This is a genomic window from Saccharopolyspora sp. NPDC000359 (assembly GCF_040300525.1).
GTDB lineage: Bacteria > Actinomycetota > Actinomycetes > Mycobacteriales > Pseudonocardiaceae > Saccharopolyspora.
In genome coordinates, this window is sequence record NZ_JBEPDU010000027.1 from 18074 (window position 1) to 42491 (window position 24418).

The window sequence follows — 24418 nt, forward strand, 5'->3', positions numbered from 1 at the left end:
CGGTGTCACCCTGGGGCAGGGTAACGCCAATTGACACCGACGCCTTGGCAGACGACGCCAAGTTAACCCCACAGTCGCCCGGCCCAATAAGCTCTCGAACCGCCTCGTGATCAGCGAGGTACTCGTTCTTACTGCCCTGTGGATACGTCATGAATCCCGCTGCTCAACTATTCAGTTCTTCGGAAGTCTCGATTCGACGAGCCCGGCAGCCTTGGTCGCTTGCTGGCAGGCCTCGTCGTTCGTGCCGCCTCGCGCCTTCACCCGCACGCCAGCGGAGGTGGAGTCGGTGATCTCAAAAACGACTTGACAGGTCGACTCGTCCGGAGAAGGCTTCACAACCTTCGCCCGCCGACTTCCGATGGAGGTTTCCTCAATATCAGAACCGTCGAGATTCAGCTGGTCGACTGATCGATCTGGATGAACCGCAACGGAGAGCAACCCGTTCTGCAGTGCCCACTCGCAGTTCTTGGCACCTGCTACATCGTAGCGCTCCGCGTCGTCCTTTGGGTTGAACTGAGCGGCTTCTTCGCTTGTCAACAGCTGACACGGATCCAGGTCCGCGGGCAATCCAGCAGCTTCGCTCGTCGACTCGGCCGACCGACTCGACGGCGTTTCCGACTGAGCACTCGAACCACCGGCACCGCAACCTGAGAGCAAGATAAGACCAGCTGCGCCGACGACCGCGAGCTTGAGCGAATAGCGAGACACTTGAACGAACCCCGTTCTATAGCTTACACGCCACGAAAACCGGCGTTGCCTTCATCCACTTCTTGATAGAGCTGGATCCCCTTTTGGATCGCTTCGATCAGCTCAGGGATCTGTTGCTGCATCTTCTTGACCAGTCGATGACGCCCTGCATCGCGTCACTCGCACCAACGAGTCCCGCTGCTACCTCTCCCAGCGACCCGACCCCTCCGGCCATCACAAGTCCCCCAAGTGTCCGATCTGTCTCAAACGGCTAAGAACCTAGCACCACCTGCCTTGCGCGTAGGTCACTACGAGACAAATTCGCAACCCTCGGGCCAGATCACACCACAGGCTCGTAATCGGCGATGTACTCGGAACCACCACCCGGTGGGCCGGCGAAATTCTTGGATTCCCCATCCCCTTCAAAGCCCAACTGCGAGGTTTCACCTGCGCTAAGGATCTGGCAGGCATCCAACGATGCAAGATCGGAACCGCTGCTGGACTCTGTCGACGGCGCGGGAGCAGAAGGCCTATTGACGTCACCAGTCCCGCATGCGACTCCCCCCAACAGCAGTCCTGCGAAAATTGCGATTCCAGCAGAGCGGGACGCGGTTTTGTGCACCGGAACAAACCTCGATCTCATACCTGAACGCCGTAGTTGGCGTTGCCTTCGTCCACTTCCTGGTAGAGCTGGATGCCCTTCTTGATCGCCTCGATCACCTGTGGCACCCGCTCATGCATCTGCACGCCCTGCTGCAGCTTGCAACACCTGCCAGAAAAAGCGTGATCGCGCCTGCCACTGCGAACCTTGCCAACGATCTGCGCACATGAACCATCCTGTTCTATGGCTTACACGCTGCTGAAATCAACTTTCGACCACCTCTTCAGTTGTTCGGCAGATTGGCCTCAACCAGTTCACCGGCACGCTGCGCCAACTGGCAGGCGGCGTCGGTGTTCATGTCATTCGAGGTAGCGTCCAGCGCAACCGATGACGACTCCCCTACCGCGAACAACAGGGAGCAGTCCCCAGCCGCGAGCGCCTCGCGATGAACCTTCGCTTCGTGGCCGGCGAATGTCGTGGTCTCGACCTGACCACCCGAGAGGTTCTGCCGCTCCAGCGAGGTGCTTTCATAAAGCACAACCCGAATACCGCCATCCGCCGTATCCCAATCACATCCGCGTCCACCAGCGAAGTTCTTCACTTCACCAGTTCCTTCGAGCCCGAGCTGAGAAGTCGCTTCCGCGTCGAACACCTGGCAAGCATCCAGTTCCGCAAGGCCAGAGCCAGCGTCCGCGGAACTCGTCGGTGCAGGCGCACTAATAGATGTTGATGTCCCAGACTGCCCAGTGCCACATGCAGCAGCACTAGCCAGTAGCGTCATGCCCGCTGCCAGCGCAGCAACACGCGATGCCTTCTTACTCACCCGAGCGTACCTCGATCTCAAGCCTGGACGCCAAAAATGGCGTTTCCTTCGTCAACGTCCTCGTAAGTTTGAATGCCCTTCTTGATCGCCTCGACCACCTGGGGTACGCGTTCCCGCATCTGCTTGATCAGCTCGTCGCCCTCCTTCTGCCCCCGCTGGTACGCCTGGTGCTCGTAATCAGCGATGTACTCGGAACCACCACCCGGTGGCGACGTCATGACTCCCCCTGTACGTATTTTCAGTTCCGGGATGAATTTCTCAGTCGTTCACGAGGTTCTTCGCAACGAGCGGAGTCGCCTTCTGCGCGAGCTGGCACGCCGCTTCCGTGTCGCACGGCACGACAACATCGATCTGGATCGAGCTAGACGGAGAGCTGTCGAAGACGACGGCACAGTCCCCTGGTCCAACGCTCTCTCGAATGATCTTGGTAGCCATGCCACCGAGTGAAGCGATGCAGCGGAGCTGGTAGCAGTTCTGTACACCTCACCGAACCTCGACCTCATGCCTGGATGTCGTCGTTGGCCGGGGTGGAAGAGCTCGTCGATTCCGCAGCGAGGCGACTTGGTGCTCTTCATCGCGTCGTTGGTGGCGGTGGGTCCAGCTACCCGGTTCGCTTGCTGCCCCAGCAGTTTCCACCGTCGATGTCCCCCATGTCCGATCTCCCCCCAGCAGTTTTGGAAGCTAGCAGCAGCGGGGTCGGGCGGAGGTGCTTACGGGGCAAGTCGGCGTCCAGATGGGTGGCACCGTGGTGGGCACGCGGGAGGGACGTGGGCAAGGTCACGGGTTCCGGGGTGGCGTCGTCGGTGACCATGGGTGGGTGTCCCAGTGGAGGAGCCGCCCGATGTCGTCCGCCCGGCCGCCGCTGGTGTTGTCCGCTGCCACCCTGATCTCGAACTTCGACCGGTTCGCCGTCACCCCGATGTTGGTGCTGATCGCGGTCGGAATGGGGGTTCCGCTGGCTTCCGCAGTGGCCGCCGCCAGCGGGTACTTCCTCGCTTACGGGCTCATGCAGCCGGTCTGGGGGATGTTGTCGGACCGGTTCGGGCGCATCGTCGTCATGCGCGGGACGCTCTTCGGCGCCGCGGTCACCGGCATCGCGTCCGCGCTGGCACCGAACCTGACCGCGCTGGTCGTCGCGCGGATGGTCACGGGCGCGTGCGTGGGTGCCATCGTCCCGGCTTCGCTGACCTACGTCGGTGACACGGTTTCGCCGGAGCAGCGGCAGGGGGCGCTTTCCGACCTCATGGCGGCCTCTGCGTTGGGGACCGCGCTGGCCACCGCCATTGGTGGCGTGCTGGCGAGCTTCCTCGACTGGCGCGTCGTTTTCGCGCTCCCCGCACTGTGCGCCGCGGTGTGCGCCGTGCTGCTCGGCCGACTTCCGGAGCCGGAGCGCGCTCAGGTCGCCGGGATGCGCAAGCACCTGGCGACGGTGCTGACCAACCGGTGGGCGCTGCTGGTGTTCGGGCTGGTGTTCGTGGAAGGCGCGGTGCTGCTGGGCATCCTGACGTTCCTGCCGTCGACGCTGGTGCACCGCGGTGTCGACGTCGCGGTGGCGGGTTTGGCCACCGCCACCTACGGGGTCGGGGTGTGGCTGTTCTCCCGGCTGGTCAAGGCGTTGGGGCGGCGGTTGGCGGTGTGGCAGCTGATGGCGATCGGTGGGGCGTCGATGGCGGTCGGCCACCTGGTCGTGTCGTTGCGGACGGACATCCCGTCGGTGGTGGTAACGGCCCTGCTGCTCGGCGGCGGTTGGTCGTTCATGCACTCGTCCCTGCAGACCTGGGCCACGTCGGTGGTCCCCGAAGCCCGCGGGCTGACGATGTCGCTGTTCGCCTCGGCCCTGTTCCTCGGCAGCGCAGCTGCCTCGGCGGCGGCCGGTCCTTTCGCCGACCGCGGCGCGTACGCGCTGCTCTTCGGTGTCGCGGCAGCAACCGCGGTCCCGCTGCTGATCACCGCAGCCGCGTGCCGCTACCGCTACTCGTGAGTGGCGATGGTGGTAAGGGGCACCGTTGCCGCGCACGAGGGGGTCGTGAGTGCGAAACGGTGCTGGAACACTGTTACGCACTCACGACCCGCGGCAGCTCAGAACTCGTGAGTGGCGATGGTGGTAAGGGCAACCATCGCCACTCACGAGCCAACGCCGGTCCGCCGCTTGGCGACGAGTTTCAACCGAGCCCCGATCGCGAGTACGGCGCACGGCAATGCGACGGTGCCTAGGAGGCCGAAGAAGTTGGCGAAATTCGCGATGGCGCCCACCGCAGCGGCTGCACCGCCGAGGACGACCAACCAGCCGCCTGCCCTGCCCCACCGGCGGACCTGCTCCGGCGGCAGCACCTGCGGTTCGACCACGCCCTTCCGCCTGCGGTTCAGCGAGACGGCCCATCCGACGACGAGCGCCGCGAAGCCGAGCACGATCGTCGGCACCGCGAGCCCCGTTGACGACGCCGTTCCCAGTCCGCCCGCGATCACCAGACCCCAGCCGATCGGGGACGCCAGCGGCTGCCACCACTGCAGGCGGACCCGACGACGCCGTTCCGCACGGCGGTCAGCAGGCATCGGCGGCACGCCGGGAATCCACACGCCGTGCACCAGCAGGAACGTCAACGCGACGAAGAGCGCCCAGCCGAGCCCGGCGAACGGCCGCGGGGCATCGACCACGACCAGGTCCGAGGCGTTGCGGACCTCCCGGTGCACGACGGCGGCGGGTTCGGTCACGTTCCGCGGGGTCAGCTCCGACGACTGGAAGTCCTCCTGCGTCTTCCGCCCGTCGGACCAGGTGACCTCCGCCGCGCAGGACCAGTACCACCCCAGGCCGGAGCGGCTGACCGGTCCCACCCGCTCGCAGTGCGTGGCCACCGCAGTGCCCCGGTCCGCCACGGCACCACCGGTGCCCATCGCACCGGTGAGCGTGAAGATCGTGTAGCACACCAACGCGATCACCACGCGTACCAGCACTTGGGAGACCACGAAGGCGGTGCGCCAGATCCGCTCCTGCCGCGGCAGGTCCGCCCATGGGTCCCGCCACGGCGGCGTGCGCGGGTTCCGCGCCGCCAGGCCCGGGTCCAACTGCGATCCCATGTTCCTCCTGCGCACCGGGCACATCCCCCGGAGGACCGGCAAACCACGCACACCGGGAATTCCGGCCGACTGCCCGGTTTCCGACCGGCCGAAGAGGAAGGTTGTCGCGAACACGCCGCGCCACCGGCGGAAAAGAGCCCCCGCACTCAACCAGCCTGGGGGTCGCCGGGAGCGCGGGGGCACTTCGCAAGTCCACCCCTGGGGGTCAGGTGGACGGCAGACACCGTACCAATCCGACCAGTAGGTAGGTACGCGCAATCGAGGATCTCGTAATCAAAACGAGATCAAGCGGCACGCGGGCGTTCGTCCCGGACGGCGCGGACCACACCCGCGACGTTCTCCGCCGAGAGCTCCTCGAGCCGCAGGCACGGACCGCCCAGGGCGGCGGCCAACCGCGCGGGCAGGCCCAGCTTGACCATCCCGTCCTCGCAGTCCACCACGATCGACGCCGCGCCCGTCCCGGCCACCAGCCCGGCGGCGCGCAGCGCGTCCTCGACCGCGCGCTGCGCGCGATCGCGCCCGCTCAGCCCGGAATCCACCGCCACGGTGGCCCGCCCGTCGGTCAGCAGCACGACCAGCGCCCGGCGCTGCGGATCGCGCGTCCGCTCCCGCTGCACCACCCGCTGGACCTGCAGCAACCCGTCGGCGAGCGGAGTGCGTCCGCCCGTGCGCAGGTTGCGCATGCGCGCCGCAGCGATGTCCACAGAGGACGTCGGTGGCAGCACGAGCTCCGCCGAAGCACCCCGGAACGCAACCACTCCGACCTTGTCGCGCCGCTGGTAGGCATCCCGCAGCAACGACAGGACCGCACCGCTGACCGCGGACATCCGCTCCCGGGCCGCCATCGACCCGGACGCGTCCACCGCGAACAGCACCAGGTTGCCCTCGCGCCCCTCCCGGATCTCGCGCCGCAGGTCGTCCGAGCGCAGCACCAGCCCCGGACCGCTGCGCCCCCGCGCGACCTGGTGCGGCGCAGCAGCCGCCAGGGTGGCGGCCACGTGCACCCCATGCCCTTCCACAGTGGACGACCGCGTCGTCCGGCCGCTCCGCGACCGCGACCGCGACCGCCGTCCCGGCGCCCCGTCGCCGAGCCCCGGCACCTCCAGCAGCCGCGCCCGGAACGCCGGCGTCGGCGCCGCTGGCGCCTTGTCCGCCGGGGCGCGCCCGTCGCTGCGCTCCTCCGCGCCGCCTCCGCCGGTCGGCTCCGTCGGCTCGTCCGGGGCCTGCCCGCCGCCGTCGGGGCCGTCCGGCCCCTCCGGGGGCTCGTCGCCGTCGCCCTCGGCGTGCTCCGCCGCCTCGGCGAGTGCTTGTTCGAGCTGGTCCTCGGCCATGCCGGGTTCGTCGAAGGGGTCTCGGCGGCGGCGGTGCGGCAGCGCGAGGCGGGCGGCTGCTTCGACGTCCTGCTCGGCGACTTCGTCGGCGCCGCGCCAGGCGGCGTGCGCGATCGCCGTGCGCGCCAGCACGAGGTCGGCGCGCATCCCGTCGACGTCGAAGGACGCGCACAGCGCGGAGATCCGTCGGAGTTCGGCGTCGGGCAGGGCCACCTGCTCGACGCGGTCGCGGGCGGCGCGGATGTGCGCGGCGAGTTCGGCGTCGGCGTCGGCCCACTTCGCGGCGAACTCGACCGGGTCGGCTTCGAAGGCCAGTCGGCGGCGCACCACTTCGGTGCGGGTGGTGACTTCACGGGAGGCCGCGACCTGCACGGTGAGGCCGAACCGGTCGAGCAGCTGCGGCCGCAGCTCACCCTCCTCCGGGTTCATCGTGCCGACCAGCAGGAACGATGCCGCGTGCGAGATCGACACGCCTTCCCGCTCGACGTGCGCGCGGCCCATCGCGGCGGCGTCCAGCAGCAGGTCGACCAGGTGGTCGTGCAGCAGGTTGACCTCGTCGACGTACAGGACGCCGCGGTGCGCGGCGGCCAGCAGGCCCGGTTGGAAGGCGCGGACGCCTTCGGTCAGCGCGCGCTCCAGGTCCAGCGAGCCGATCAGGCGGTCTTCGGTGGCGCCCACCGGCAGTTCGACGAGCTGCGCCGGGCGCTGCGTCGAGGTCGAGTCGTGCGGTCCGTCCGGGCACTGCGGGTCGGGGTGGCCCGGGGCACACCCGAAGCGGCAGTCGGTGACCACGTCCAGGGGCGGCAGCAGCGAGGCGAGCGCGCGCACCACGGTGGACTTCGCCGTGCCCTTCTCACCGCGGACCAGCACCCCGCCGATGCGCGGGTGCACGGCGTTGAGCAGCAGTGCCAGTCGCAGGTCGTCGTGGCCGACGACGGCGGAGAAGGGGAATCGCGGAGCAGCGGTCATGCCGGGTTCCTTCCTCGGGGTGCGGACGCCCCGGTGGCGGGAACAAGGGGACGCAGTGTCCTGACTCCCGGATCTCCGCGCCCCTCCGGCCTTCCCAGGTCTCCCCGGTGGCTCTCGGGGGAGGGTCGCTCCCCGGTCACAGTGGCGCCGACCGTGCCGGATTCGCACCGGCTTCCTGCCGCACCCCTTGCATTCGGATCATGGAGCATCGTCGCAGAACCGGGGCGGCGGACCAACCGCCGACCACCCCGGCGAGACCTGCACCACTACCGGGGTCGTGCCCCTCCGGTCACGCGCGGCGGCGCGGCTCGCGGCGCATGTCGACGTGCGGGATGCCGTCCTCCAGGTACTCCTCGCCGGTCACGACGAAGCCGAAGGAGCCGTAGAAGTCCTTGGCGTAGACCTGGGCGGCGAGGACCGCGGGCGCGTGCTGCACCTCGGCGACGGCGGCGCGCATCAGCTTGCGGCCCAGCCCCATCCCGCGCGCGGACTTGGCGGTGCACACCCGGCCGATCCGGAAGGTGCCGTCGGGGTCTTCGAGCAGCCGCAGGTAACCCAGCACGTAGCCGTCAGCGGAGTCGATCCAGAAGTGCCGGGTGGTCTCCTCCAGGTCGCGACCGTCCAGCTCCGGGTACGGGCACTCCTGCTCGACGACGAACACGTCGACGCGCAGGCGCAGCATCCGGTAGAAGTCCTCGGCGTCCAGGTCCGCGGTGTAGGCGCGGTGGACGGCGGTCGCGAGCGGCTGGAGGGTCATCCCTACCTGGATATCACAACGGGGTCTCGAAACCCTCATTCACCTGCACCGGAGTAGCCAACAACACTCCGCTGCCCGCTCGCCCCGAGGCGCCGGGCGAGGTGCTCCGGCAGCGGGTGCCGTGGACTTCAGCGGTGCTCGACCTGATCTTCCACGCGCCCAGCCTGGGCCGGGCCGCGCGGTCCTCCCACCAGTCAGAGCTGCCCGGCGAGCTCGTCGGCGTAGCTGGACAGGCGGGTGTAGACGCCCGGGATGTTCGGGCGACCGCAACCGGTGCCGTACGAGACGACCCCGATCAGGCGGTTGTCCGCCACGATCGGGCCGCCAGAGTCCCCGGTGCACGCGTCGCGGCCGCCTTCGGGCACCCCGGCGCAGAACATGCTCCGCGGGTCGTAGTTCGGGTAGGCGCTGCGGCAGGCCGCGTCCGTGGTGATCGGGACGTCCACCGCCTGCAGGGTCGTCGAGGGCGGGCCGGACTCGCTGGTCTTGCCCCAGCCGTAGACGCGGCCGACGGTGCCGGGCTGGTAGTGCTCGGTGTCGCCCTGGTCGACCAGCGGCAGCTCGCCCTGGGTCAGCGGCTGGCGCAGGGTCAGGACCGCGACGTCGGCGCCGCTGGTGTAGCCCCGGAACCCGGGGTGCACCCAGACCTGGCCGACCTCCGCGACCTCACCTTCGCGGGTTTCCAGGTCGGTGCGCCCGGCGATCGCGCGCAGCTCGTCCGGGCCGCGCTGGCCGCCGGTGAGCGGCTCGACCATGCAGTGCGCGGCGGTGACCACCTTGATCGGGGTCACCAGGGTGCCGCCGCAGAACTGGCGGCCGTGGTCGTCGGTCAGGGCGACCAGCCACGGGGCCTCGTCGGTGGTGGCCGGGGCACCGCCGAGCACCCGCGCCTGCGGTTGTTCCGCCGCACCCGCGGTCGCGGGCTGCGCTCCGGCCAGCGCCGCCACCGCACCGGTGATCACGAGTCCCCGCCATGCGGTCCCGGTCCTGCCACGCGCCACGTCGCGCCTCCTGCCGTCGAGCGATCTTGCCGACGGCACACCGTAGTCATCCGGGCACCCGAACATTACGAGGCACAACTCACACGGTCACAGGAAAAAATTTCGTTAATATGGACGGCGTCGGGAAATTTTACTGAGCGCGTCACCGTCGACCGCTGCTCGTCCTTCCCCTGCCACTGCGGACTCGGAGCACCTCCCAGCACCGGGTCCGTGAACTGTGCCCGACCAGGTGACAGATCAAACCCAATCGAGTGATCAGTGCCGTGCGCTGTCGCGAAGGAGGAACCGTGCTCGTGGACCTGACCCCGCTGCCCGCCTTCCTGGTGGCCAGCGTGGTGGTCGTGCTGACCCCCGGCGTCGACGTCTTCCTGCTGCTGCGGACCTCGCTGAACCGCGGCCGCCGGGCGGGCCTGCTGGCGCTGGCCGGGATCCACACCGCGAGCATCCTGCAGGTGGCGCTGGTGATCTCCGGTCTCGGCGCCCTGGTCACCAGCCACCCCGCCGTGCTGTCCACGCTGAAGTGGATCGGCGCCGCCTACCTGGTGTACCTGGCCGCGTCGATTTTGCGCGGGCTGTGGCTGACCAGGAAGAAGACCGCCGAGGGCACGCTCAGCGGGCCGCCCGTCGACAGCTCCAACCCCTACCTGCGCGGCTTGTTCAGCAACCTCACCAACCCGAAGATGCTGCTGTTCAGCCTGGCGTTCCTGCCGCAGTTCGTGGGCTCGGCCGCGCAGCCCGCGCTGCAGCTGGTCGTGCTGGGCGTGATCTTCCTGGTGCTGGCGCTGGTCTGGGAGGCCTCGATGGTGCTCGGTGCCGCGCGGATCGCCGACCGGCTACAGGATCCCCGCGTCGCGAAGTCGCTGGACGTGATCAGCGCGGCGGCGTTCCTGACCATCTCGGTCGGGTTGGTCGCCAGCTGAGACCACCGCGCAGGTGATCAGCGCGAGCGCGACCAGCACCGCCAGCAGCACCGGCGCCGGGACCACCGGCGCCAGTAGGCTGATCGCGAAGGGCGTGCAGAAGCCCAGGTAGGCGATGCACCAGAACACCGCGGTGAGCCGGGCCAGCTCGCCCGGCCCAGCGATCCGGCCCACCACGGTCAGGCAGGACGTCACGGTGAACCCGTAGCCGACGCCCATCAGCAGGCAGGACACCAGCGCCGACCAGGGCAGCACCCACGCGGCGGAGAGCGCCGCCAGCCCGAGCCCGGCCGCGAGCACCAGGAGGCCGACCACCGCCGGGGCCCGCTCACCGCGCCGGGCGATCCGGCGCGCGATCGGCTGCACGACGGCCCCGAATCCTGGCGTGATCAGCGCCGTGATCCCGGCGTAGGCGATCTCGAAACCGGTCAGGTCGCGGCTCACCAAGTCGGGCAGCGTCCCGAACCCGACCGTCGGACCGACGAACACCCACGGCGCGACCGGCAGCACGAGGCGCCGGAACCGCGGGTCCCGCGCCCCTCCCCCACCCGCCTCAGCTCCGCTCCCGCCCGAACGCGTCTCCGGGCAGGACAGCGCGAGGACCGAACCGGCCACGCACAGCAGCAGGTGCGGCAGGTAGGCGATGACCAGCGGGTGCGGCCCCCACTGCGCGAACAGGGCGGACACCAGGCCGCTGAGGCTGAAGCCCATCGAGAGCATCACCCCGGCCCGGCGCGCGCCCACGCCTTCCTCAGCAGCGGTGCCGAACGGCGGATGCGACAGCTCCCGGACCCACGCGCTCCCCGCGGCCAGCACCGCGCCCGTGCTCAGACCGGTCAGCAACCGCCCGGCTACCAGCCAGGCCACCGCGCCGACGCCGAGCATCAGCGCCACCGTCGCCACGGCGTTGAGCACGACGGCGCCGAGGACGACCGGGCGCCGCCCCCGGCGGTCGGCCAGCGGACCGCCGAGCAGCAGACCCGGCAGCAGACCCACCACGTAGAGCGCGAGCAGGCCCGACGTCACCCAGGCGGGCAACCCCAGGTCGTGCTGGTAGGCGCCCAGCAGCGACGAGAACTGGTTCGCTCCCCAGCCCACCGCGGTCAGCAGGAACGCGGCGGGCAACCACTTGTTCAGCACGCAGTGGTTCTAAGCCGCCGCCAAGCGGTGCCGCACCAGCCCTTCAGAATTCGTGAACGCTGCTGTGATCTCCCCCTCGCACCCACCGCTTCGTACGCTGCGGGCATGGACCTGCGTCGGTTGACGTCCTTCCTCGCGGTCGCCGAGGAAGGGCACTTCGGCAAGGCCGCCGAGCGGCTGTTCCGCTCCCCCGCGTCCGTCACCGCGCACATCAAGCAGCTGGAGCACGACCTCGGCGTCCGCCTGCTGGACCGCTCGCCGGTGCGGCTCACCCCGGCCGGTGAGCGGTTCGTCGGGCACGCCCGGTCGCTGCTGGCCGCGCTGGACGCGGCGGTGGCCGACGTGGCGGAGGCCCCGCCGGAGCGGGCGCTGCGGGTTGGGATCATGAGCAACGGCTCGGCCGAGCTCACCCCCGCCGTCGTGCAGGCGTTCCAGCGGACCCACCCGGGGGTCGCGGTGGAGTTCCTCGCCCTCGACTTCACCGAGCACGTCTCGGCACTGGTGCAGCACCGGGTCGACGTGGCGTTCGTGCGGCCCGCCCCGGTGGACGAGCGGATCGCCGTGGACGTGGTCACCACCGAGCGGCGCATCGTGGTCGTACCCGCCTCCTGGGAGCTGGCCGACGCCCCCGCCGTGCACCTGGACGACGTGCTCGATCTGCCCTACGTCAGCCTCCCCGAGCACACTCCGCGCCAGTTCAGCGACTACCTCTACTTCGCCGACGCGCGCGGCGGGCTGTCGCCGCACCGCAGCCGCTCGCACGCGGTGACCCCGCACGAGGTCCTGACCACGGCCGCCGCCGGGCGGGGCGCGGGATCGGCGCTGGAGTCGTTCCAGCGGTACTACCCGTGGCCGGGCACGGTCTGCGTGCCGGTTCTGGACGCACCGCCCGAGCACAGCGTGCTGGCCACCCGCGCGGGCGACCGGAACCCGGCGGTGCGCGCGTTCCGGTCCCTGACCGCGCAGCTGACCCGCGAGCTGGGCCCGCGGCTGCGGCTGGGCTGAACTCCCGGACGCGACGCGGCCGGGGCGCTCCCGCCGCGCCCCGGCCGCGTCCGTGCTGGATCAGGAGTCCAGCTGCTGCTGCACGTCGTCGTGGTAGGCGGCGACGCGGGTGTAGATGCCCGGCGCGTTCGGCCGGGCGCAGCCGTTGCCGGTGGAGACGATGCCCACCAGCTTGTTCTCGACCACCAGCGGCCCGCCGGAGTCACCCTGGCAGCTGTCCACGCCGCCCTCCGGCAGCCCGGCGCACACCATGGCCTCCGCGTTGTACTGCGGGTACGCGCTCTTGCAGTCGGCGTCGCTGGTCAGCGGGACCTCCGCCTTCTGCAGGTTCTCCGACGCCTCACCACCTTCCGCGGTGGCCCCCCACCCCAGCACCGAGGCCTGCTTGCCCGCCTCGTAGAGCGGCGCGTCGTCCTTGGACGCGACCGCCAGCGGCTGCTGCTGCAACTCCTGGTCGAGGGTGAGCACCGCGATGTCCGCACCGCTGTTGGCGTCCTGGTACTGCGGGTGCACCCAGATGCCGGTCACCCCGGCGACCGTGCCGTCGTTGCCCTGCTTGCTCTCCCGACCGGCCACGACCTTGACTGACTCCGGCTTGTCCCCGCTGACGCAGTGCGCCGCGGTGATCACCTTGTTGGCCTTGGCCACCGAGCCACCGCAGAACTGGTTGCCCTGGGTGTCGGTCAGGTACACCACCCACGGGTGGTCGGCGACCTTGGCCGGCTCGCCCCCGACGATCGGGGGCGCCGCGGCCGCGGCGCCCGCAGTGAGCACGCCCGACGACAACGCCGCCGCCGCCAGCAGCCCGGCCACCGACCACACCCGGCTCCGTGTGTTCGCCATGTCGTTGCCTCCTCCCCCGGAGCCTCCCGGCGGACCGCTTCTCGATCCGCCGCCTCCGGCTCGCCCAAAGTGTCCACGAGAAAGAGGATCAGAACCCGCTGTTGGATACAGATGCACCAACCAGCACAACCCGTTCGAGTGGAAATACCGGAAAATTACCACTCGAACGGCTTACTGGCACTGTCCAAAGAGGACTCGAATACGCAAGGTTGTTCCCCCGATGGGAATTGCGTATTCCCGCTCATGACACCGGAGGGTTTGTCAATACTCCGATAGGCCTTCGCGCCCCGGGGACACCTCGTCCGATGTGGACAAACCGGGCACGCGTCGATCAGTAGCCCGCGACGCGGTCCACGACGCCGAGGAGCGGTTCCCCGGCGAGCCTGCGGCGCACGTTCTCCTCGACCCGGCTGGCCAGCGCCGGGACCTGCAGCGACTTCGGGTTCGCCGTGTGCGGTGAGATGATCGCCCGCGGGTGCTGGAACAGCGGGTGGCCCTCCGGCAGCGGCTCCGGGTCGGTGACGTCCAGCGCGGCACCGCCGATCCGCCCCGAGTCCAACGCCGCGACCAGCGCTTCGGTGTCGACCAACGACCCGCGCGCCACGTTGACCAGCCAGGCGCTGCGCTTCATCCGGGCCAGCGCGTCGGCGTCGATCAGCTGCGCGGTCTCCGCCGTGGCGGGTGCGGCCACCACCACGAAGTCCGAAGCGGCGAGCAGTTCCCGGACGCCAGCGGCGTCGTCGGAGCGCCACGTCGTGGTCGCACCGTGGACGGGTCGGCCGGACCGGTTCACCGCCAGCACCCGGACCCCGAACGGTCGCAGCAGCTCGATCAGCGCACGCCCGATCCCGCCAGCCCCGATGATGCCGACCGTGCAACCGAAGACGCTGCTCATCCCCTGCGGCGGCGACCAGCTCGAAGCTCGCGCCACCTGGTGCAACTGGCGCGCCCCGGCCAGGACCAACCCCAGGGTGTGCTCGGCGACGGTGCGCGCGTAGGTGCCCACCGCCGAGGTGAACGTCACGCCGTCCCGCAGCGCACCGGCCGAGACCCACGACTCGATCCCGGCGGCGGGCAGCTGCACCCACTCCAGGCCCGGGTGGTCGAGCTCGGCGAACTGCTCCGGCGACCCGCCAAACCAGATCAGCGCACTGGCATCAGCGGCGGAGCTCAGCTCGGCACCGGCGGCGACCACGGCCGCCTCCAGCTCGGGCTGGGCGACCGGACCAACGTGGACCTTCACGACTTCTCCCATTCGGCGGCGTCGACGTCCCCGACATCCTCCAACGCCGCCTGGGAAGCACCCAACCCCGAGGTCACCAAGCGGCGAAACTCAATGCGCTCCAACGCTCTTCGTCGAGGACGAGCCACCGAGCCAGGTTGGTGCGGTCCGGCGACGCCGTGTGGTCCTCGGTGCTGAGCAGGCTGTGCGCGGCCAGGAGGTGCCCGAGCCGCAGGCACTGCGCCGCGTCCGCGCCGCGCAGCACGCCGGAGATGAACCCGGCCGCGAAGGCGTCCCCGGCACCCACCGGCTCGACGACCTCGACCTCGGGAGCGGGAACGGTCACCGTCGCGCTGCCGAGCGCGTGCGCGGCCTCGGCCCCGTCCTTGACCACCACCACGTCCGGCCGGTTCAGCAGTTCCCGCACGTCCTCGGGGGTTCTCACGCCCCAGAGCGTGATCGCCTCGTCCAGCCCGACGAAGACGGTGTCGGCGAGCTGGGCGAGCTCGCGCAGCACGGGCCCGGCCTGCTCCACCGGCCACAGCGCCGGGCGGTAGTTGACGTCGAAGGTGACCTGGGTGCGGCGGGGTCGGGTGAGCAGGTGGCGGACCAGCCGGTCACAGCCCGCGGAGAGCGCGGGGGTGATGCCGGACAGGTGCAGCACCCGCGGCGCGTCGAGCACGTCGGCGGGCAGGAAGCCCTCGTCCATCGTGGACGCCGCGGAACCGGCGCGGTAGTAGTGCACCCGGGTGCCCTGCGGGGTGGGGTCCTTGAAGTAGACGCCGGTGGGCGCGTCCGGGCGCACCTCCACCAGGTCGGTGCCCACCCCGGCCGCGGCGATGGTGGCGACCAGGCGGCGGCCCAGCGGATCGTCACCGACCCGGCTCGCCCAGCCCACCCGGTGCCCGAGCGACGCCAGGTGGATCGCGACGTTGGACTCCGCGCCGCCCGCGGAGAGGGTGAAGACCGGTGCCTGCTCCAGCGGCACCGGAGACGCCGGGGAGACCAGCGACATCGTCTCCCCCAAGCACAGCACATCGGGGCCGCCCGGCTCCGCCACGTCCGCCTCCTCGATCCGCCACGACGTCGGCGCCCAGACTATCGGTGTTCGTGCGAAATACACACCGCCGTTGCAACAGGCGCAATACGGCTGCTGATCAGCGGTGACCTAGGCGGGGGTCGCACGCACCACTTCCACAACCGGCTGGTCCTCGCCGTTCGCCCGGCGAGGACGGCCACGCGCAAGTCCGGGCTGGCGCTGAGGATCGCCACGCAGGACGAGCCCAGGGCCTCGCGCGGCTCCCCCAGCAGCGTGGCGCGCCTGCTCCCTCAGGTGCGCGGCGGCCCGGGCCGGGCAATCCTGCGATGTCGGCCCCGCCACTCGGAGCGGCCGCCGGGGCGATCCCTAAGCTGGCCGCTGATCGTCCTCAGTCCCAGGAATGGAGGTTGCTCGCAATGAGTCTGGAGCGCCCGATCGACCCCGATCCGTACTCGCTGCTGCCCGCGGTCCCGAGCTTCGACGTCACCTCCGACGACGTGGCCGACGGGCGGGCGATGCCGAGCGCCCACGCCTTCGACGGGATGGGCGCCGGGGGGCAGAACCGCTCGCCGCACCTGCGCTGGTCGGGCTTCCCGGAGGCCACCCGGAGCTTCGTGGTGACCTGCTTCGACCCGGACGCGCCGATCCCCGGCGGCTTCTGGCACTGGGTGCTGGTCGACATCCCGGCCACCGTGACCGAGCTGGCCACCGACGCGGGCAACCGCAACGGCCACGGCATCCCGGCTGGGTCCTTCCACGTGGCCAACGACTTCGGCGAGCGGGCCTACGGCGGTGCCGCGCCGCCGGCCGGTGACCGGCCGCACCGCTACTACTTCGTGGTGCACGCCGTGGACACCGAGAAGCTCGGCCCGGACCACGCGGCCAGCCCGGCGGTGATCAGCTTCAACCTGGCGTTCCACACCCTGGCCCGCGCCGTGGTCGCCCCCACCTTCCAGGCCTGACACCGCGCCGTTGAGCCGCGCCCGTCCCGGTTCCCGGGGCGGGCGCGGCCTTTTCGCGCCCGATGATCACTCGATCGAGATGTATCTGGAACGGGCCTCCGCTCCTCTTTACAAACGGGGACTTCTTCGGACGTCAGGAGATCGAGATGAGCGTGCTGCCGGGATCGGTCGCCGCGCTGGCCGCCACCGTCGCGGCGGTGCTGTTCGCGCCGTTCGTCGCCGCCGAGCACCGGCGGCACGGCGAGCTGCGCGTGGGCGTCGCGCTGCTGCGCTTCGGCGCGCTGCTCTACGCGGTCGCGCTGGCCTGCTCCGTGCTGCTGCCGTTTCCCGGCCCCCGGGCCTGCTACGAACCGCAGTGGCAGCCCCTGGCCGCCTTCGGCAGCACCGCGGTGCTGGAGCAGTTCGCGGCGAACATCGCGCTCTTCGCCCCGCTGGGTGCGCTGCTCCGGCGCGGCCCGGCCGCGGCGGCGCTGGTCGGCGGGGCGGTCTCGGTGCTCGTCGAGCTCACCCAGCTCACCGGGGTGTGGTTCCTGCTGCCCTGCCCGCACCGGGTGTTCGACGTGGACGACGTCCTCGCCAACACCGCCGGGGCGTCGCTCGGCGGGGTGTTCGGGCCGCTGCTGCGCCGCGTGCCCACCACCGCCCGCGCTGGGCCGGCGGAGCCGCGCCCGGTCAGCGCGTCCCGCCGCCTGCTGGGCATGAGCTGCGACCTGCTCCTGCTCTGGTGGCTGGGCGTGGCCTGCGCGCGCGGCGCCGAGGGCGTGCTGTGGCTGACCGGCACCGCGCCCGGCTCCTGGTGGGAGGCGTCCGCGTGGTGGTTCGCGCCCGCTGTGGTGCTGCTGATCGCGGTGCTGCTCAGCGGCGGCAGCTCACTCGGCCAGCACGCGGTCTGCCTGCGCGCCCGCGCTCCCGCGCGGCCGACCGCCGCCGCGCTGCTGCGCTGGGGGTCCGGCATCGGCGGCTTCGCCGCAGCTCAAGGTGTGTGCACAGGGGTGCTCGGCGAGGCGAATGCGACGCTGGGAATCCTGTGGTGCGCGGTGCACGCCTGCGGCGTGATGCACACCCGAGATCACCGCGGAATCACCGGCGTGGTCGCCGGGTTGGAAGTGATCGACGCCAGACGACGCCAGCGCGCCCCGACCGGGGCCCGCTCGACCTGAGGCAGGATGGACCAGTGCGGCACTTCGACCTAGTGATCATCGGTTCCGGCTCCGGCAACTCGATCCTCGACGACCGGTTCGCCGACTGGGACGTCGCCATCGTCGAGAAGGGCGTCGGCCCCGGCGACGCCTACGGCGGCACCTGCCTGAACGTCGGCTGCATCCCGACCAAGATGTTCGTGCACACCGCGGACGTGGCCAGCGCCCCGCGCAGCGGCGCCGAGCTCGGCGTGGACCTGGAGCTGCGCGACGTGCGCTGGGCGGAGGTCCGGGACCGGATCTTCGGCCGGATCGACCCGATCGCCGAGGGCGGTCGCCGCTACCGCGCCGAGGAGAACCCGAACGTCACCCTCTACCAGGGGACAGCCCGGTTCACCGGCGTCAAGCAGCTGACCGTGCAGACCGCGGACGGGCCGGAGACGATCACCGCGGACCGGTTCGTGGTGGCCGCCGGGGGGCGTCCGGCGATCCCGGACATCCCCGGCCTCGACCAGGTCGCGGTCCACACCAGCGACACCGTGATGCGGCTCGACCGGCTGCCTCGCCGGATGATCATCATGGGCACCGGGTTCGTCGGCGCCGAGTTCGCGCACGTGTTCTCCGCGCTCGGCGTCGAGGTCACCATGATCGGGCGGTCCGGCCGGGTGCTGCGCGGCGAGGACGCCGACGTCTCGGCCCGGTTCACCGAGCTCGCCGCCCAGCGCTGGGACCTGCGGCTCAACCGCAAGGAGATCTCCGCCGAGCAGGACGGGGAGGTGGTGCGGCTGCACCTGGAGGGCCCGGAGGGCGCCGAGGTGGTGGAGGCCGACGCGCTGCTGGTCGCGATCGGCCGGGTGCCCAACTCCGACCTGCTCGACGCCGCCGCGGGCGGGCTGAAGCTCACCGACAGCGGCAAGATCGAGGTCGACGCCACCCAGCGGACCTCGGTCGACGGCGTGTGGGCGATGGGCGACATCAGCTCCGACCACGAGCTCAAGCACGTCGCCAACCACGAGATGCGGGTGGTCCAGCACAACCTGCTGCACCCGGAGGACCCGGTCGAGTCCGACCACCGGTTCGTCCCGCACGCGGTGTTCTCCGCGCCGCAGATCGCCTCGGTGGGCCTGACCGAGCAGGAGGCCGAGCGCCGTGGTGTCAAGTACGTCACCTCGACCCAGGACTACGCGGGCATCGCCTACGGCTGGGCGATGGAGGACACCACCGGGTTCGCCAAGCTGCTCGCCGACCCGGACACCGGGCTGCTGCTGGGCGCGCACATCATCGGCCCGCAGGCGCCGACCCTGCTCCAGCCGCTGATCCAGGCGATGGAGTTCGGCCTGGACGCCCGCCGCATGGCCCGCGGCCAGTACTGGATCCACCCCGGGATGCCGGAGCTGGTGGAGAACGCCCTGCTCAACCTGCCGCTGAGCTGACCGCCGCAGCCCGACCACAACTTGACATCGGGCACACCGCGCTGGGCCCAGCGGCTGCGCGGTGTGTCCGGCATCATCTTGATCCGTTCCAGACTCGGCGGTGTGCTGGTACGGCAGTTGTGTCCTGGCCCTGGGGGTGCAACCGGTCCTTTCTAGCGCCGAAGATGAAGGAGTCCGACCAGTGCTGCACGAACGTCTCGAGCCTGTCTACGACAACGTGGTCCAGCGCAACCGCGGCGAAACCGAGTTCCACCAGGCCGTTCGCGAGGTGCTGGAGAGCATCGGGCCGGTCATCGACAAGCACCCCGAGTACGCCGACCAGAAGATCATCGAGCGCATCTGCGAGCCGGAGCGCCAGATCACCTTCCGCGTGCCGTGGGAGGACGACAGCGGCGAGGTGCACATCAACCGCGGCTTCCGGGTCGAGTTCAACAGCGCGCTCGGCCCGTACAAGGGCGGCCTGCGCTTTCACCCGTCGGTGTACCAGGGCATCGTCAAGTTCCTCGGATTCGAGCAGATCTTCAAGAACGCGCTGACCGGGCTGCCCATCGGCGGCGGCAAGGGCGGTGCGGACTTCGACCCCAAGGGCCGCTCGGACCGCGAGATCATGCGGTTCTGCCAGAGCTTCATGACCGAGCTGCACCGGCACATCGGCGAGTACACCGACGTGCCCGCCGGTGACATCGGCGTCGGCGGCCGCGAGATCGGCTACCTGTTCGGCCAGTACAAGCGGATCACCAACCGCTACGAGTCGGGCGTGCTGACCGGCAAGCACCTGTCCTTCGGCGGTGCCCGCGTGCGCACCGAGGCGACCGGCTACGGCTGCGCCTTCTTCGTCCAGGAGATGCTGGCGGCGCGTGGCGAGTCCTTCGAGGGCAAGCAGGTCGTGGTCTCCGGCTCGGGCAACGTCGCGATCTACACGATGGAGAAGGTGCACCAGCTCGGCGGCACCGTGGTGGCCTGCTCGGACTCCTCCGGCTACGTGCACGACGAGAACGGCATCGACGTCGAGCTGGTCAAGCAGCTCAAGGAGGTCGAGCGGACCCGGATCGCGACCTACGCCGAGCGGCGGCCGGGCGCGAAGTTCGTCGCGGGCCGCAGCGTCTGGGAGGTGCCCTGCCAGGTGGCGATGCCCTCGGCCACCCAGAACGAGCTCGACGCCGACGCGGCGGCGATGCTGGTCGCCAACGGCTGCGTCGCGGTCGGCGAGGGCGCGAACATGCCCACCACCCCCGAGGCGGTGCGCTCGTTCCAGGAGGCGGGCGTCGCCTTCGGGCCGGGCAAGGCGGCGAACGCGGGCGGGGTGGCCACCTCGGCACTGGAGATGCAGCAGAACGCGTCCCGCGACAGCTGGAGCTTCGAGTTCACCGAGCAGCGGCTCGAGCAGATCATGAAGGACGTGCACGCCCGCTGCTACGCCACGGCGGAGGAGTACGGCATGCCCGGCAACTACGTGGCGGGAGCCAACATCAACGGCTTCACCAACGTCGCCGACGCCATGCTCCGCCTCGGCCTGATCTGACCCCCGGAGGGGCGCTCCCGACCGGCTCGGGGCGCCCCTCCGCACTCCGCCAGACCGTGCGGGGGCCAGACCGTGCGGGGACGGCCAGACCGTGCGGGGGTCAGACCATGCGGGGACGGCCGGCGATGACGCCGAAGACGCCCTGGACCGCGACCACGACCAGCAGCACCACCAGCGACGCCGACCACTGACCGGTGACGTCGTGCAGGACGCCGAACAGGAACGGGCCGAACGAGGCGATCAGGTAGCCGAGGCTCTGCGACATCGCCGACAGCGAACCGGTGTCGGCGGCGTTGGCGGTGCGCAGCGAGATCAGCACCAGGGCCAGCGGGAACGCGCTCATGCCGATGCCGATCGCCAGCGCCCACACCACCGGCATGCTCAGCGGCGCCAGCAGCAGCCCGAGCAGACCGCTGGTGGTGAGCACCGCCAGCCCGATGGCCCACCCGGACTGGCTGCGGGTCCTGGTCACCAGCGGCGGCAGGACCATGTTGATCGGCACGCCGATCAGCAGCAGCAGGCCGAGCAGCATGCCCGCGGTGGTGCCGTCGATCCCGGCGCCCTTGAACACCTCGGGCAACCAGCCCATCACGACGTAGGCGACCAGCGACTGCAGCGCGAAGTAGCCGGTGATCACCCACGCCAGCGGGCTGCGCATCAGCGACCGCCGTGGCCCGGCCGAGGCCGTCACCTGCCGCGTCGACGAGCGGCGGGCGGTGGCGGGCACCCACACGCACAGCGCGGCCAGCGCCACCACGGCCCAGGTGGCCAGCGAGAGCCGCCAGCTGCCGGTGGCGGTGTTCAGGTAGGGCGTGAGCGCGGATCCGGTCGAGCCGCCCGCTGCCATCGCCGTGGTGTAGAGCGCGGTCGCCATCCCGACCTTGGTCGGGAACGATTCCTTGACCACCACCGGGATCAGCACGTTGCACATCGCGATCGCCGCGCACACCAGGACGGTGCCGCTGAGCACCGTCCACGGACCGCCGGTGGTCCGCAGCAGCATCGCGGCGGTCAGCACCGCCAGCGAGACGCCGATGACCTTGTTGATACCCATCCGGCGGGCCAGCAGCGGAGCGGCGATGCCCGCCAGGCCGAAGCACAGCGTCGGCACGGACGTCACCACGCTCGCCCAGGTGCTGGAGGCGCCGAGCGAGTCGCGGACCTCGCCGAGCACGGACGCCAGGCTGGTGACCGCCGGGCGCATGTTCGCCGCCGCGAGCGCCACACCAGCGAGCAGCAGGCCACCACCGGCCACCGCGAGGTGCCGGTTCGGGTTGACGTCCTCCGCCGCACCGTCGTTCTCGCGCGCGAGCGGATCCGGGTGCGCGTCCACCGGGAGTCGGGTGGCATCCTGGTCGGCCACATGGTCAGGGGCGTGCTGGGTACGTGACTCGCTGGACATCACGACCTAGTATGTCAAACGTAGGATGTTTGGACGAAAGGACCTGTCAGTGCCTTTGGTCACCGCCAAACGGACCGGGCTGGTCGATCAGGTCATCGACCAGATCCGCGAACTCGTGACGTCCGGGGAATGGCCGCTGGGCGAGAAGATCCCGCCTGAGGCCGACCTGGTGGCCGCGCTCGGCGTCGGGCGCAACACCGTCCGCGAAGCCGTGCGCGCGCTCTCCCACGCCGGACTGCTGGAGGTCCGGCAGGGCGACGGCACGTTCGTGCGCGCCACCAACGAGATCTCCGGCGCGGTCCGCAAGCTGTGCGTACCGGAGCTGCGCCAGGTCCTGGAGGTCCGGCGGGCACTGGAGGTCGAGGGGGCGCGGTTGGCCGCGCGGGCGCGCACCGAGGACGAGCTGCGGGCGATGTCGACCTGCCTGGCCGAGCGCGACGCCGCCGTGCACGACCGGGACCGCGAAGCGGTCGTCGCCACCGACACCGAGTTCCACCGGATCCTGGTCGCGGCCTCGCACAACCCGGTGCTCATCTCGCTCTACGACGGGATCCGCGAAGCGGTGACCTCCAGCGTGGCGACCACCTTCAACCCCGAGATCCCACCGGAGCAGCACGTCTCACACACGGCGCTGCTCGCCGCGGTGCGCGACGGTGATCCGCGGCGGGCCGCGGAGGAAGCGGGCGGGTTCCTGGACGAGCTGCTAGCCCAGATGGGTCCTCAGGCCGAGGCGTCCGGCCAGTAGTCGGTCCCGACGTCGAAGGCCTCCGCCCCCGCCGGGACCACCCAGGACCCCGCGATCACGCCGGTGGCGAAGCCACCGCCCATCCGCGCCTGCACCGGCGACAGCTGCACCGACGGCGCGCCGAACCGGGTGATCACGACCTCCTCCCCCGACTCGGCGCGGTCCAGCAGCTCGACCAACCGCTCGCGGGCTTCGTCAACGGAGAACTCAACAGCCATGCCGACGACGTTACCCGCGTCACACCGCGAAATCCCGCACCTGCCGAGATCTCAGCCGAGGCCGCGGCGCAGCGTGGGGAGACCGGCCGGGGCCCCGCCGTCTAGCAGCCGCCGCAGGGCGTCGGTGTCCAGGTGCTTGGCCACCAGGTCGCCGAGCAGGTCGAGCTGCCCGGCGCGGATGTCGGCGAACACTGTGTCCCCCGCCGGTTCGAAGCCGTCCCGCCCGGCCCGCCGGGCCGCCCAGCGCAGGAAGGACCGCCGGAAGGCGTCGTTCTCGAACAGGCCGTGCCAGTGCGTGCCCAGCACGCAGTCGGCGATGCCGCCCTCGGGCTGGCCGTCGTCGGTGGTGACCAGCGGTTCGAGCTCGCCGCGGCGAACCGGCAGCCCGTGGTGGATCTCGTAGCCGGTGACCAGCTCACCGAACGCGCGACCGCGGGGCCGCGCCAGGGTCTTGCGGGCCGCGAACTCGACCTCCAGGTTTAGCAGCCCGAGCCCGTCGACCGCGCCCGCACCGGATTCCACCTCGTCGTGGATGCGACGGGTCAGCATCTGGAAACCACCGCAGATCCCGGCCACCGGCAGCCCCGCGCGGGCGTGCGCGAGGACCGCCTCGGCCAGCCCGCTGCGGCGCAACCAGTCCAGGTCCGCCGCGGTCGACTTGGACCCGGGCAGCACCACCAGGTCGGCGTCGGACAGCCGGGAGGGCTCGGTGACGAACCGCACCGCCACACCTGGCTCCGCAGCCAGCGCTTCGACGTCCGTGGCGTTGGAGATCCGCGGGAGTCGCGGCACCGCGACCCGCAACCACTGGTCGCCCCGGGGCGGTGCGGGCCGCCCGACGACGCCGTCCGCGGCGTAGGACAGCGAGTCCTCGGCGTCCAACCACAGCTCCTCGGCCCACGGCAGCACGCCGTGCACCGGACGCCCGGTCAGCTCCCGCAGCTGGTCCAGCCCGGGGTCCAGCAGCGCCGGGTCGCCCCGGAACTTGTTGATCACGAACCCGGCGACCAGCGCCTGGTCCGCCGGATCCAGCAGCGCGAGGGTGCCGAAGAGCTGCGCGAACACCCCGCCGCGGTCGATGTCGCCGACCACCAGCGTGGGCAACCCGGCGGCCTGCGCCAGTCCCATGTTGGCGATGTCGTTGGCCCGCAGGTTGATCTCGGCGGGTGACCCGGCGCCCTCGCAGATGACGTGGTCGTGCTCGGCCCGCAACTCGTCCAGTGTGGACACCACGGTGTTCAGCAGGGCGGCCTTGCGGGCCCGGTAGGACATCGCGGTCACCTCACCGGAGACCCGCCCGAGCACCACGACCTGCGAGCTGCGGTCACTGCCCGGCTTGAGCAGCACCGGGTTGAACCGCACCGAGGGCTCGAGCCCGCACGCGGCGGCCTGCACGGCTTGAGCCCGCCCGATCTCCCCGCCGTCGGGCGTGACGACGGAGTTGTTGGACATGTTCTGGGCCTTGAACGGAGCGACCCGCGCCCCGCTGCGGGCCAACCACCGGCAGATCCCGGCGGTGACGACGCTCTTGCCCGCATCCGACGTGGTTCCGGCCACCAGCAACGCATTCACGGGATCTTCCTA

The 24418-nt window shown here is 70.7% G+C and carries 22 protein-coding genes and 1 riboswitch; of the genes, 8 read left to right on the top strand and 14 right to left on the bottom strand.

Annotation, left to right across the window (positions count from 1 at the left end; translation table 11 throughout):
- Positions 1 to 171: 171 nt before the first annotated feature.
- The 3 genes from ABT324_RS18350 to ABT324_RS18360 form a co-directional block, all read right to left on the bottom strand.
- A complete protein-coding gene (locus ABT324_RS18350; RefSeq protein ID WP_351178491.1) occupies positions 172 to 708 on the bottom strand; it encodes a DUF3558 domain-containing protein in 537 nt (178 codons plus the stop codon).
- A gap of 863 nt (positions 709 to 1571) precedes the next feature.
- Positions 1572 to 2069 (bottom strand): DUF3558 domain-containing protein, encoded by a 498-nt coding sequence (locus ABT324_RS18355; RefSeq protein ID WP_351178692.1) that lies wholly within the window; start codon positions 2067 to 2069, stop codon positions 1572 to 1574.
- A 59-nt stretch (positions 2070 to 2128) separates the two neighbouring features.
- Positions 2129 to 2329, bottom strand: coding sequence for a hypothetical protein (locus ABT324_RS18360; protein WP_351178494.1), 201 nt, complete (start codon positions 2327 to 2329; stop codon positions 2129 to 2131).
- A 623-nt stretch (positions 2330 to 2952) separates the two neighbouring features.
- Here ABT324_RS18360 and ABT324_RS18365 point away from each other — a divergent pair.
- Positions 2953 to 4092 carry an MFS transporter gene (locus ABT324_RS18365; protein WP_351178497.1) on the top strand — a complete coding sequence of 380 codons (1140 nt, stop codon included), beginning with the start codon at positions 2953 to 2955 and terminating at the stop codon, positions 4090 to 4092.
- A 143-nt stretch (positions 4093 to 4235) separates the two neighbouring features.
- On the opposite strand, the gene ABT324_RS18370 is transcribed toward ABT324_RS18365, so the two are convergent.
- From ABT324_RS18370 to ABT324_RS18385, 4 genes are all read right to left on the bottom strand, one after another.
- Positions 4236 to 5186 (bottom strand): DUF6346 domain-containing protein, encoded by a 951-nt coding sequence (locus tag ABT324_RS18370; RefSeq protein WP_351178500.1) that lies wholly within the window; start codon positions 5184 to 5186, stop codon positions 4236 to 4238.
- 284 nt (positions 5187 to 5470) lie between these two features.
- Complete coding sequence (locus ABT324_RS18375; protein ID WP_351178503.1) at positions 5471 to 7486, bottom strand: putative cobaltochelatase; 2016 nt, start codon at positions 7484 to 7486, stop codon at positions 5471 to 5473.
- 41 nt (positions 7487 to 7527) lie between these two features.
- Positions 7528 to 7705: riboswitch (cobalamin riboswitch) on the bottom strand.
- Between the two features lie 70 nt (positions 7706 to 7775).
- Complete coding sequence (locus ABT324_RS18380; protein ID WP_351178506.1) at positions 7776 to 8243, bottom strand: GNAT family N-acetyltransferase; 468 nt, start codon at positions 8241 to 8243, stop codon at positions 7776 to 7778.
- Positions 8244 to 8437: 194 nt separating this feature from the next.
- Entirely contained in the window at positions 8438 to 9244 is an 807-nt protein-coding gene (locus ABT324_RS18385) for a S1 family peptidase (protein ID WP_351178509.1), read from the bottom strand.
- A 287-nt stretch (positions 9245 to 9531) separates the two neighbouring features.
- Here ABT324_RS18385 and ABT324_RS18390 point away from each other — a divergent pair, with 287 nt between their 5' ends.
- Positions 9532 to 10164: a LysE family translocator gene (locus ABT324_RS18390; protein WP_351178512.1), complete on the top strand. Its 633-nt coding sequence runs from the start codon at positions 9532 to 9534 to the stop codon at positions 10162 to 10164.
- On the opposite strand, the gene ABT324_RS18395 is transcribed toward ABT324_RS18390, so the two are convergent.
- Complete coding sequence (locus ABT324_RS18395) at positions 10078 to 11304, bottom strand: MFS transporter (RefSeq protein ID WP_351178515.1); 1227 nt, start codon at positions 11302 to 11304, stop codon at positions 10078 to 10080. The genes ABT324_RS18390 and ABT324_RS18395 overlap by 87 nt on opposite strands.
- A gap of 105 nt (positions 11305 to 11409) precedes the next feature.
- On the opposite strand from ABT324_RS18395, the gene ABT324_RS18400 reads away from it, so the two are divergent.
- Positions 11410 to 12309 carry a LysR family transcriptional regulator gene (locus tag ABT324_RS18400; RefSeq protein ID WP_351178517.1) on the top strand — a complete coding sequence of 300 codons (900 nt, stop codon included), beginning with the start codon at positions 11410 to 11412 and terminating at the stop codon, positions 12307 to 12309.
- 60 nt (positions 12310 to 12369) lie between these two features.
- On the opposite strand, the gene ABT324_RS18405 is transcribed toward ABT324_RS18400, so the two are convergent.
- From ABT324_RS18405 to ABT324_RS18415, 3 genes are all read right to left on the bottom strand, one after another.
- On the bottom strand, positions 12370 to 13152 hold the full coding sequence (locus tag ABT324_RS18405; protein WP_351178520.1) for a S1 family peptidase: 783 nt from the start codon (positions 13150 to 13152) through the stop codon (positions 12370 to 12372).
- Positions 13153 to 13483: 331 nt separating this feature from the next.
- Positions 13484 to 14395 (bottom strand): D-isomer specific 2-hydroxyacid dehydrogenase family protein, encoded by a 912-nt coding sequence (locus ABT324_RS18410; RefSeq protein WP_351178523.1) that lies wholly within the window; start codon positions 14393 to 14395, stop codon positions 13484 to 13486.
- Positions 14396 to 14468: 73 nt separating this feature from the next.
- Positions 14469 to 15434 carry a sugar kinase gene (locus ABT324_RS18415; RefSeq protein ID WP_351178526.1) on the bottom strand — a complete coding sequence of 322 codons (966 nt, stop codon included), beginning with the start codon at positions 15432 to 15434 and terminating at the stop codon, positions 14469 to 14471.
- A gap of 395 nt (positions 15435 to 15829) precedes the next feature.
- Between ABT324_RS18415 and ABT324_RS18420 the strand changes: the two genes are divergently transcribed.
- The 4 genes from ABT324_RS18420 (at position 15830) to gdhA (ending at position 20469) form a co-directional block, all read left to right on the top strand.
- The gene (locus ABT324_RS18420) at positions 15830 to 16375 is read left to right on the top strand and encodes a YbhB/YbcL family Raf kinase inhibitor-like protein (RefSeq protein ID WP_351178529.1); all 546 of its coding nucleotides are present in this window, start codon (positions 15830 to 15832) and stop codon (positions 16373 to 16375) included.
- A 146-nt stretch (positions 16376 to 16521) separates the two neighbouring features.
- Complete coding sequence (locus tag ABT324_RS18425; RefSeq protein WP_351178532.1) at positions 16522 to 17535, top strand: VanZ family protein; 1014 nt, start codon at positions 16522 to 16524, stop codon at positions 17533 to 17535.
- A gap of 14 nt (positions 17536 to 17549) precedes the next feature.
- Positions 17550 to 18947: a mycothione reductase gene (locus tag ABT324_RS18430; RefSeq protein WP_351178534.1), complete on the top strand. Its 1398-nt coding sequence runs from the start codon at positions 17550 to 17552 to the stop codon at positions 18945 to 18947.
- A 181-nt stretch (positions 18948 to 19128) separates the two neighbouring features.
- On the top strand, positions 19129 to 20469 hold the full coding sequence (gdhA, locus tag ABT324_RS18435; protein WP_351178537.1) for an NADP-specific glutamate dehydrogenase: 1341 nt from the start codon (positions 19129 to 19131) through the stop codon (positions 20467 to 20469).
- A 100-nt stretch (positions 20470 to 20569) separates the two neighbouring features.
- On the opposite strand, the gene ABT324_RS18440 is transcribed toward gdhA, so the two are convergent.
- On the bottom strand, positions 20570 to 21871 hold the full coding sequence (locus ABT324_RS18440) for a CynX/NimT family MFS transporter (RefSeq protein ID WP_351178540.1): 1302 nt from the start codon (positions 21869 to 21871) through the stop codon (positions 20570 to 20572).
- A 49-nt stretch (positions 21872 to 21920) separates the two neighbouring features.
- Here ABT324_RS18440 and ABT324_RS18445 point away from each other — a divergent pair, with 49 nt between their 5' ends.
- Positions 21921 to 22616 carry a FadR/GntR family transcriptional regulator gene (locus ABT324_RS18445; RefSeq protein ID WP_351178543.1) on the top strand — a complete coding sequence of 232 codons (696 nt, stop codon included), beginning with the start codon at positions 21921 to 21923 and terminating at the stop codon, positions 22614 to 22616.
- Here the strand turns inward: ABT324_RS18445 and ABT324_RS18450 are convergent.
- A complete protein-coding gene (locus ABT324_RS18450; RefSeq protein ID WP_351178546.1) occupies positions 22592 to 22834 on the bottom strand; it encodes a type II toxin-antitoxin system Phd/YefM family antitoxin in 243 nt (80 codons plus the stop codon). The genes ABT324_RS18445 and ABT324_RS18450 overlap by 25 nt on opposite strands.
- A gap of 51 nt (positions 22835 to 22885) precedes the next feature.
- The gene (locus ABT324_RS18455; protein WP_351178549.1) at positions 22886 to 24406 is read right to left on the bottom strand and encodes a cobyric acid synthase; all 1521 of its coding nucleotides are present in this window, start codon (positions 24404 to 24406) and stop codon (positions 22886 to 22888) included.
- Between the last annotated feature and the right edge of the window lie 12 nt (positions 24407 to 24418).

Excerpts from the sequence above, each read along its gene's own strand:
- ABT324_RS18440 (WP_351178540.1), bottom strand. The coding sequence starts at position 21,871 with ATGTCCAGCGAGTCACGTACCCAGCACGCCCCTGACCATGTGGCCGAC.
- ABT324_RS18370 (WP_351178500.1), bottom strand. The coding sequence starts at position 5,186 with ATGGGATCGCAGTTGGACCCGGGCCTGGCGGCGCGGAACCCGCGCACG.
- ABT324_RS18420 (WP_351178529.1), top strand. The coding sequence starts at position 15,830 with ATGAGTCTGGAGCGCCCGATCGACCCCGATCCGTACTCGCTGCTGCCC.
- ABT324_RS18405 (WP_351178520.1), bottom strand. The coding sequence starts at position 13,152 with ATGGCGAACACACGGAGCCGGGTGTGGTCGGTGGCCGGGCTGCTGGCG.
- ABT324_RS18360 (WP_351178494.1), bottom strand. The coding sequence starts at position 2,329 with ATGACGTCGCCACCGGGTGGTGGTTCCGAGTACATCGCTGATTACGAG.
- ABT324_RS18400 (WP_351178517.1), top strand. The coding sequence starts at position 11,410 with ATGGACCTGCGTCGGTTGACGTCCTTCCTCGCGGTCGCCGAGGAAGGG.
- ABT324_RS18365 (WP_351178497.1), top strand. The coding sequence starts at position 2,953 with ATGTCGTCCGCCCGGCCGCCGCTGGTGTTGTCCGCTGCCACCCTGATC.
- ABT324_RS18425 (WP_351178532.1), top strand. The coding sequence starts at position 16,522 with ATGAGCGTGCTGCCGGGATCGGTCGCCGCGCTGGCCGCCACCGTCGCG.
- ABT324_RS18355 (WP_351178692.1), bottom strand. The coding sequence starts at position 2,069 with ATGACGCTACTGGCTAGTGCTGCTGCATGTGGCACTGGGCAGTCTGGG.
- ABT324_RS18380 (WP_351178506.1), bottom strand. The coding sequence starts at position 8,243 with ATGACCCTCCAGCCGCTCGCGACCGCCGTCCACCGCGCCTACACCGCG.
- ABT324_RS18375 (WP_351178503.1), bottom strand. The coding sequence starts at position 7,486 with ATGACCGCTGCTCCGCGATTCCCCTTCTCCGCCGTCGTCGGCCACGAC.
- ABT324_RS18450 (WP_351178546.1), bottom strand. The coding sequence starts at position 22,834 with ATGGCTGTTGAGTTCTCCGTTGACGAAGCCCGCGAGCGGTTGGTCGAG.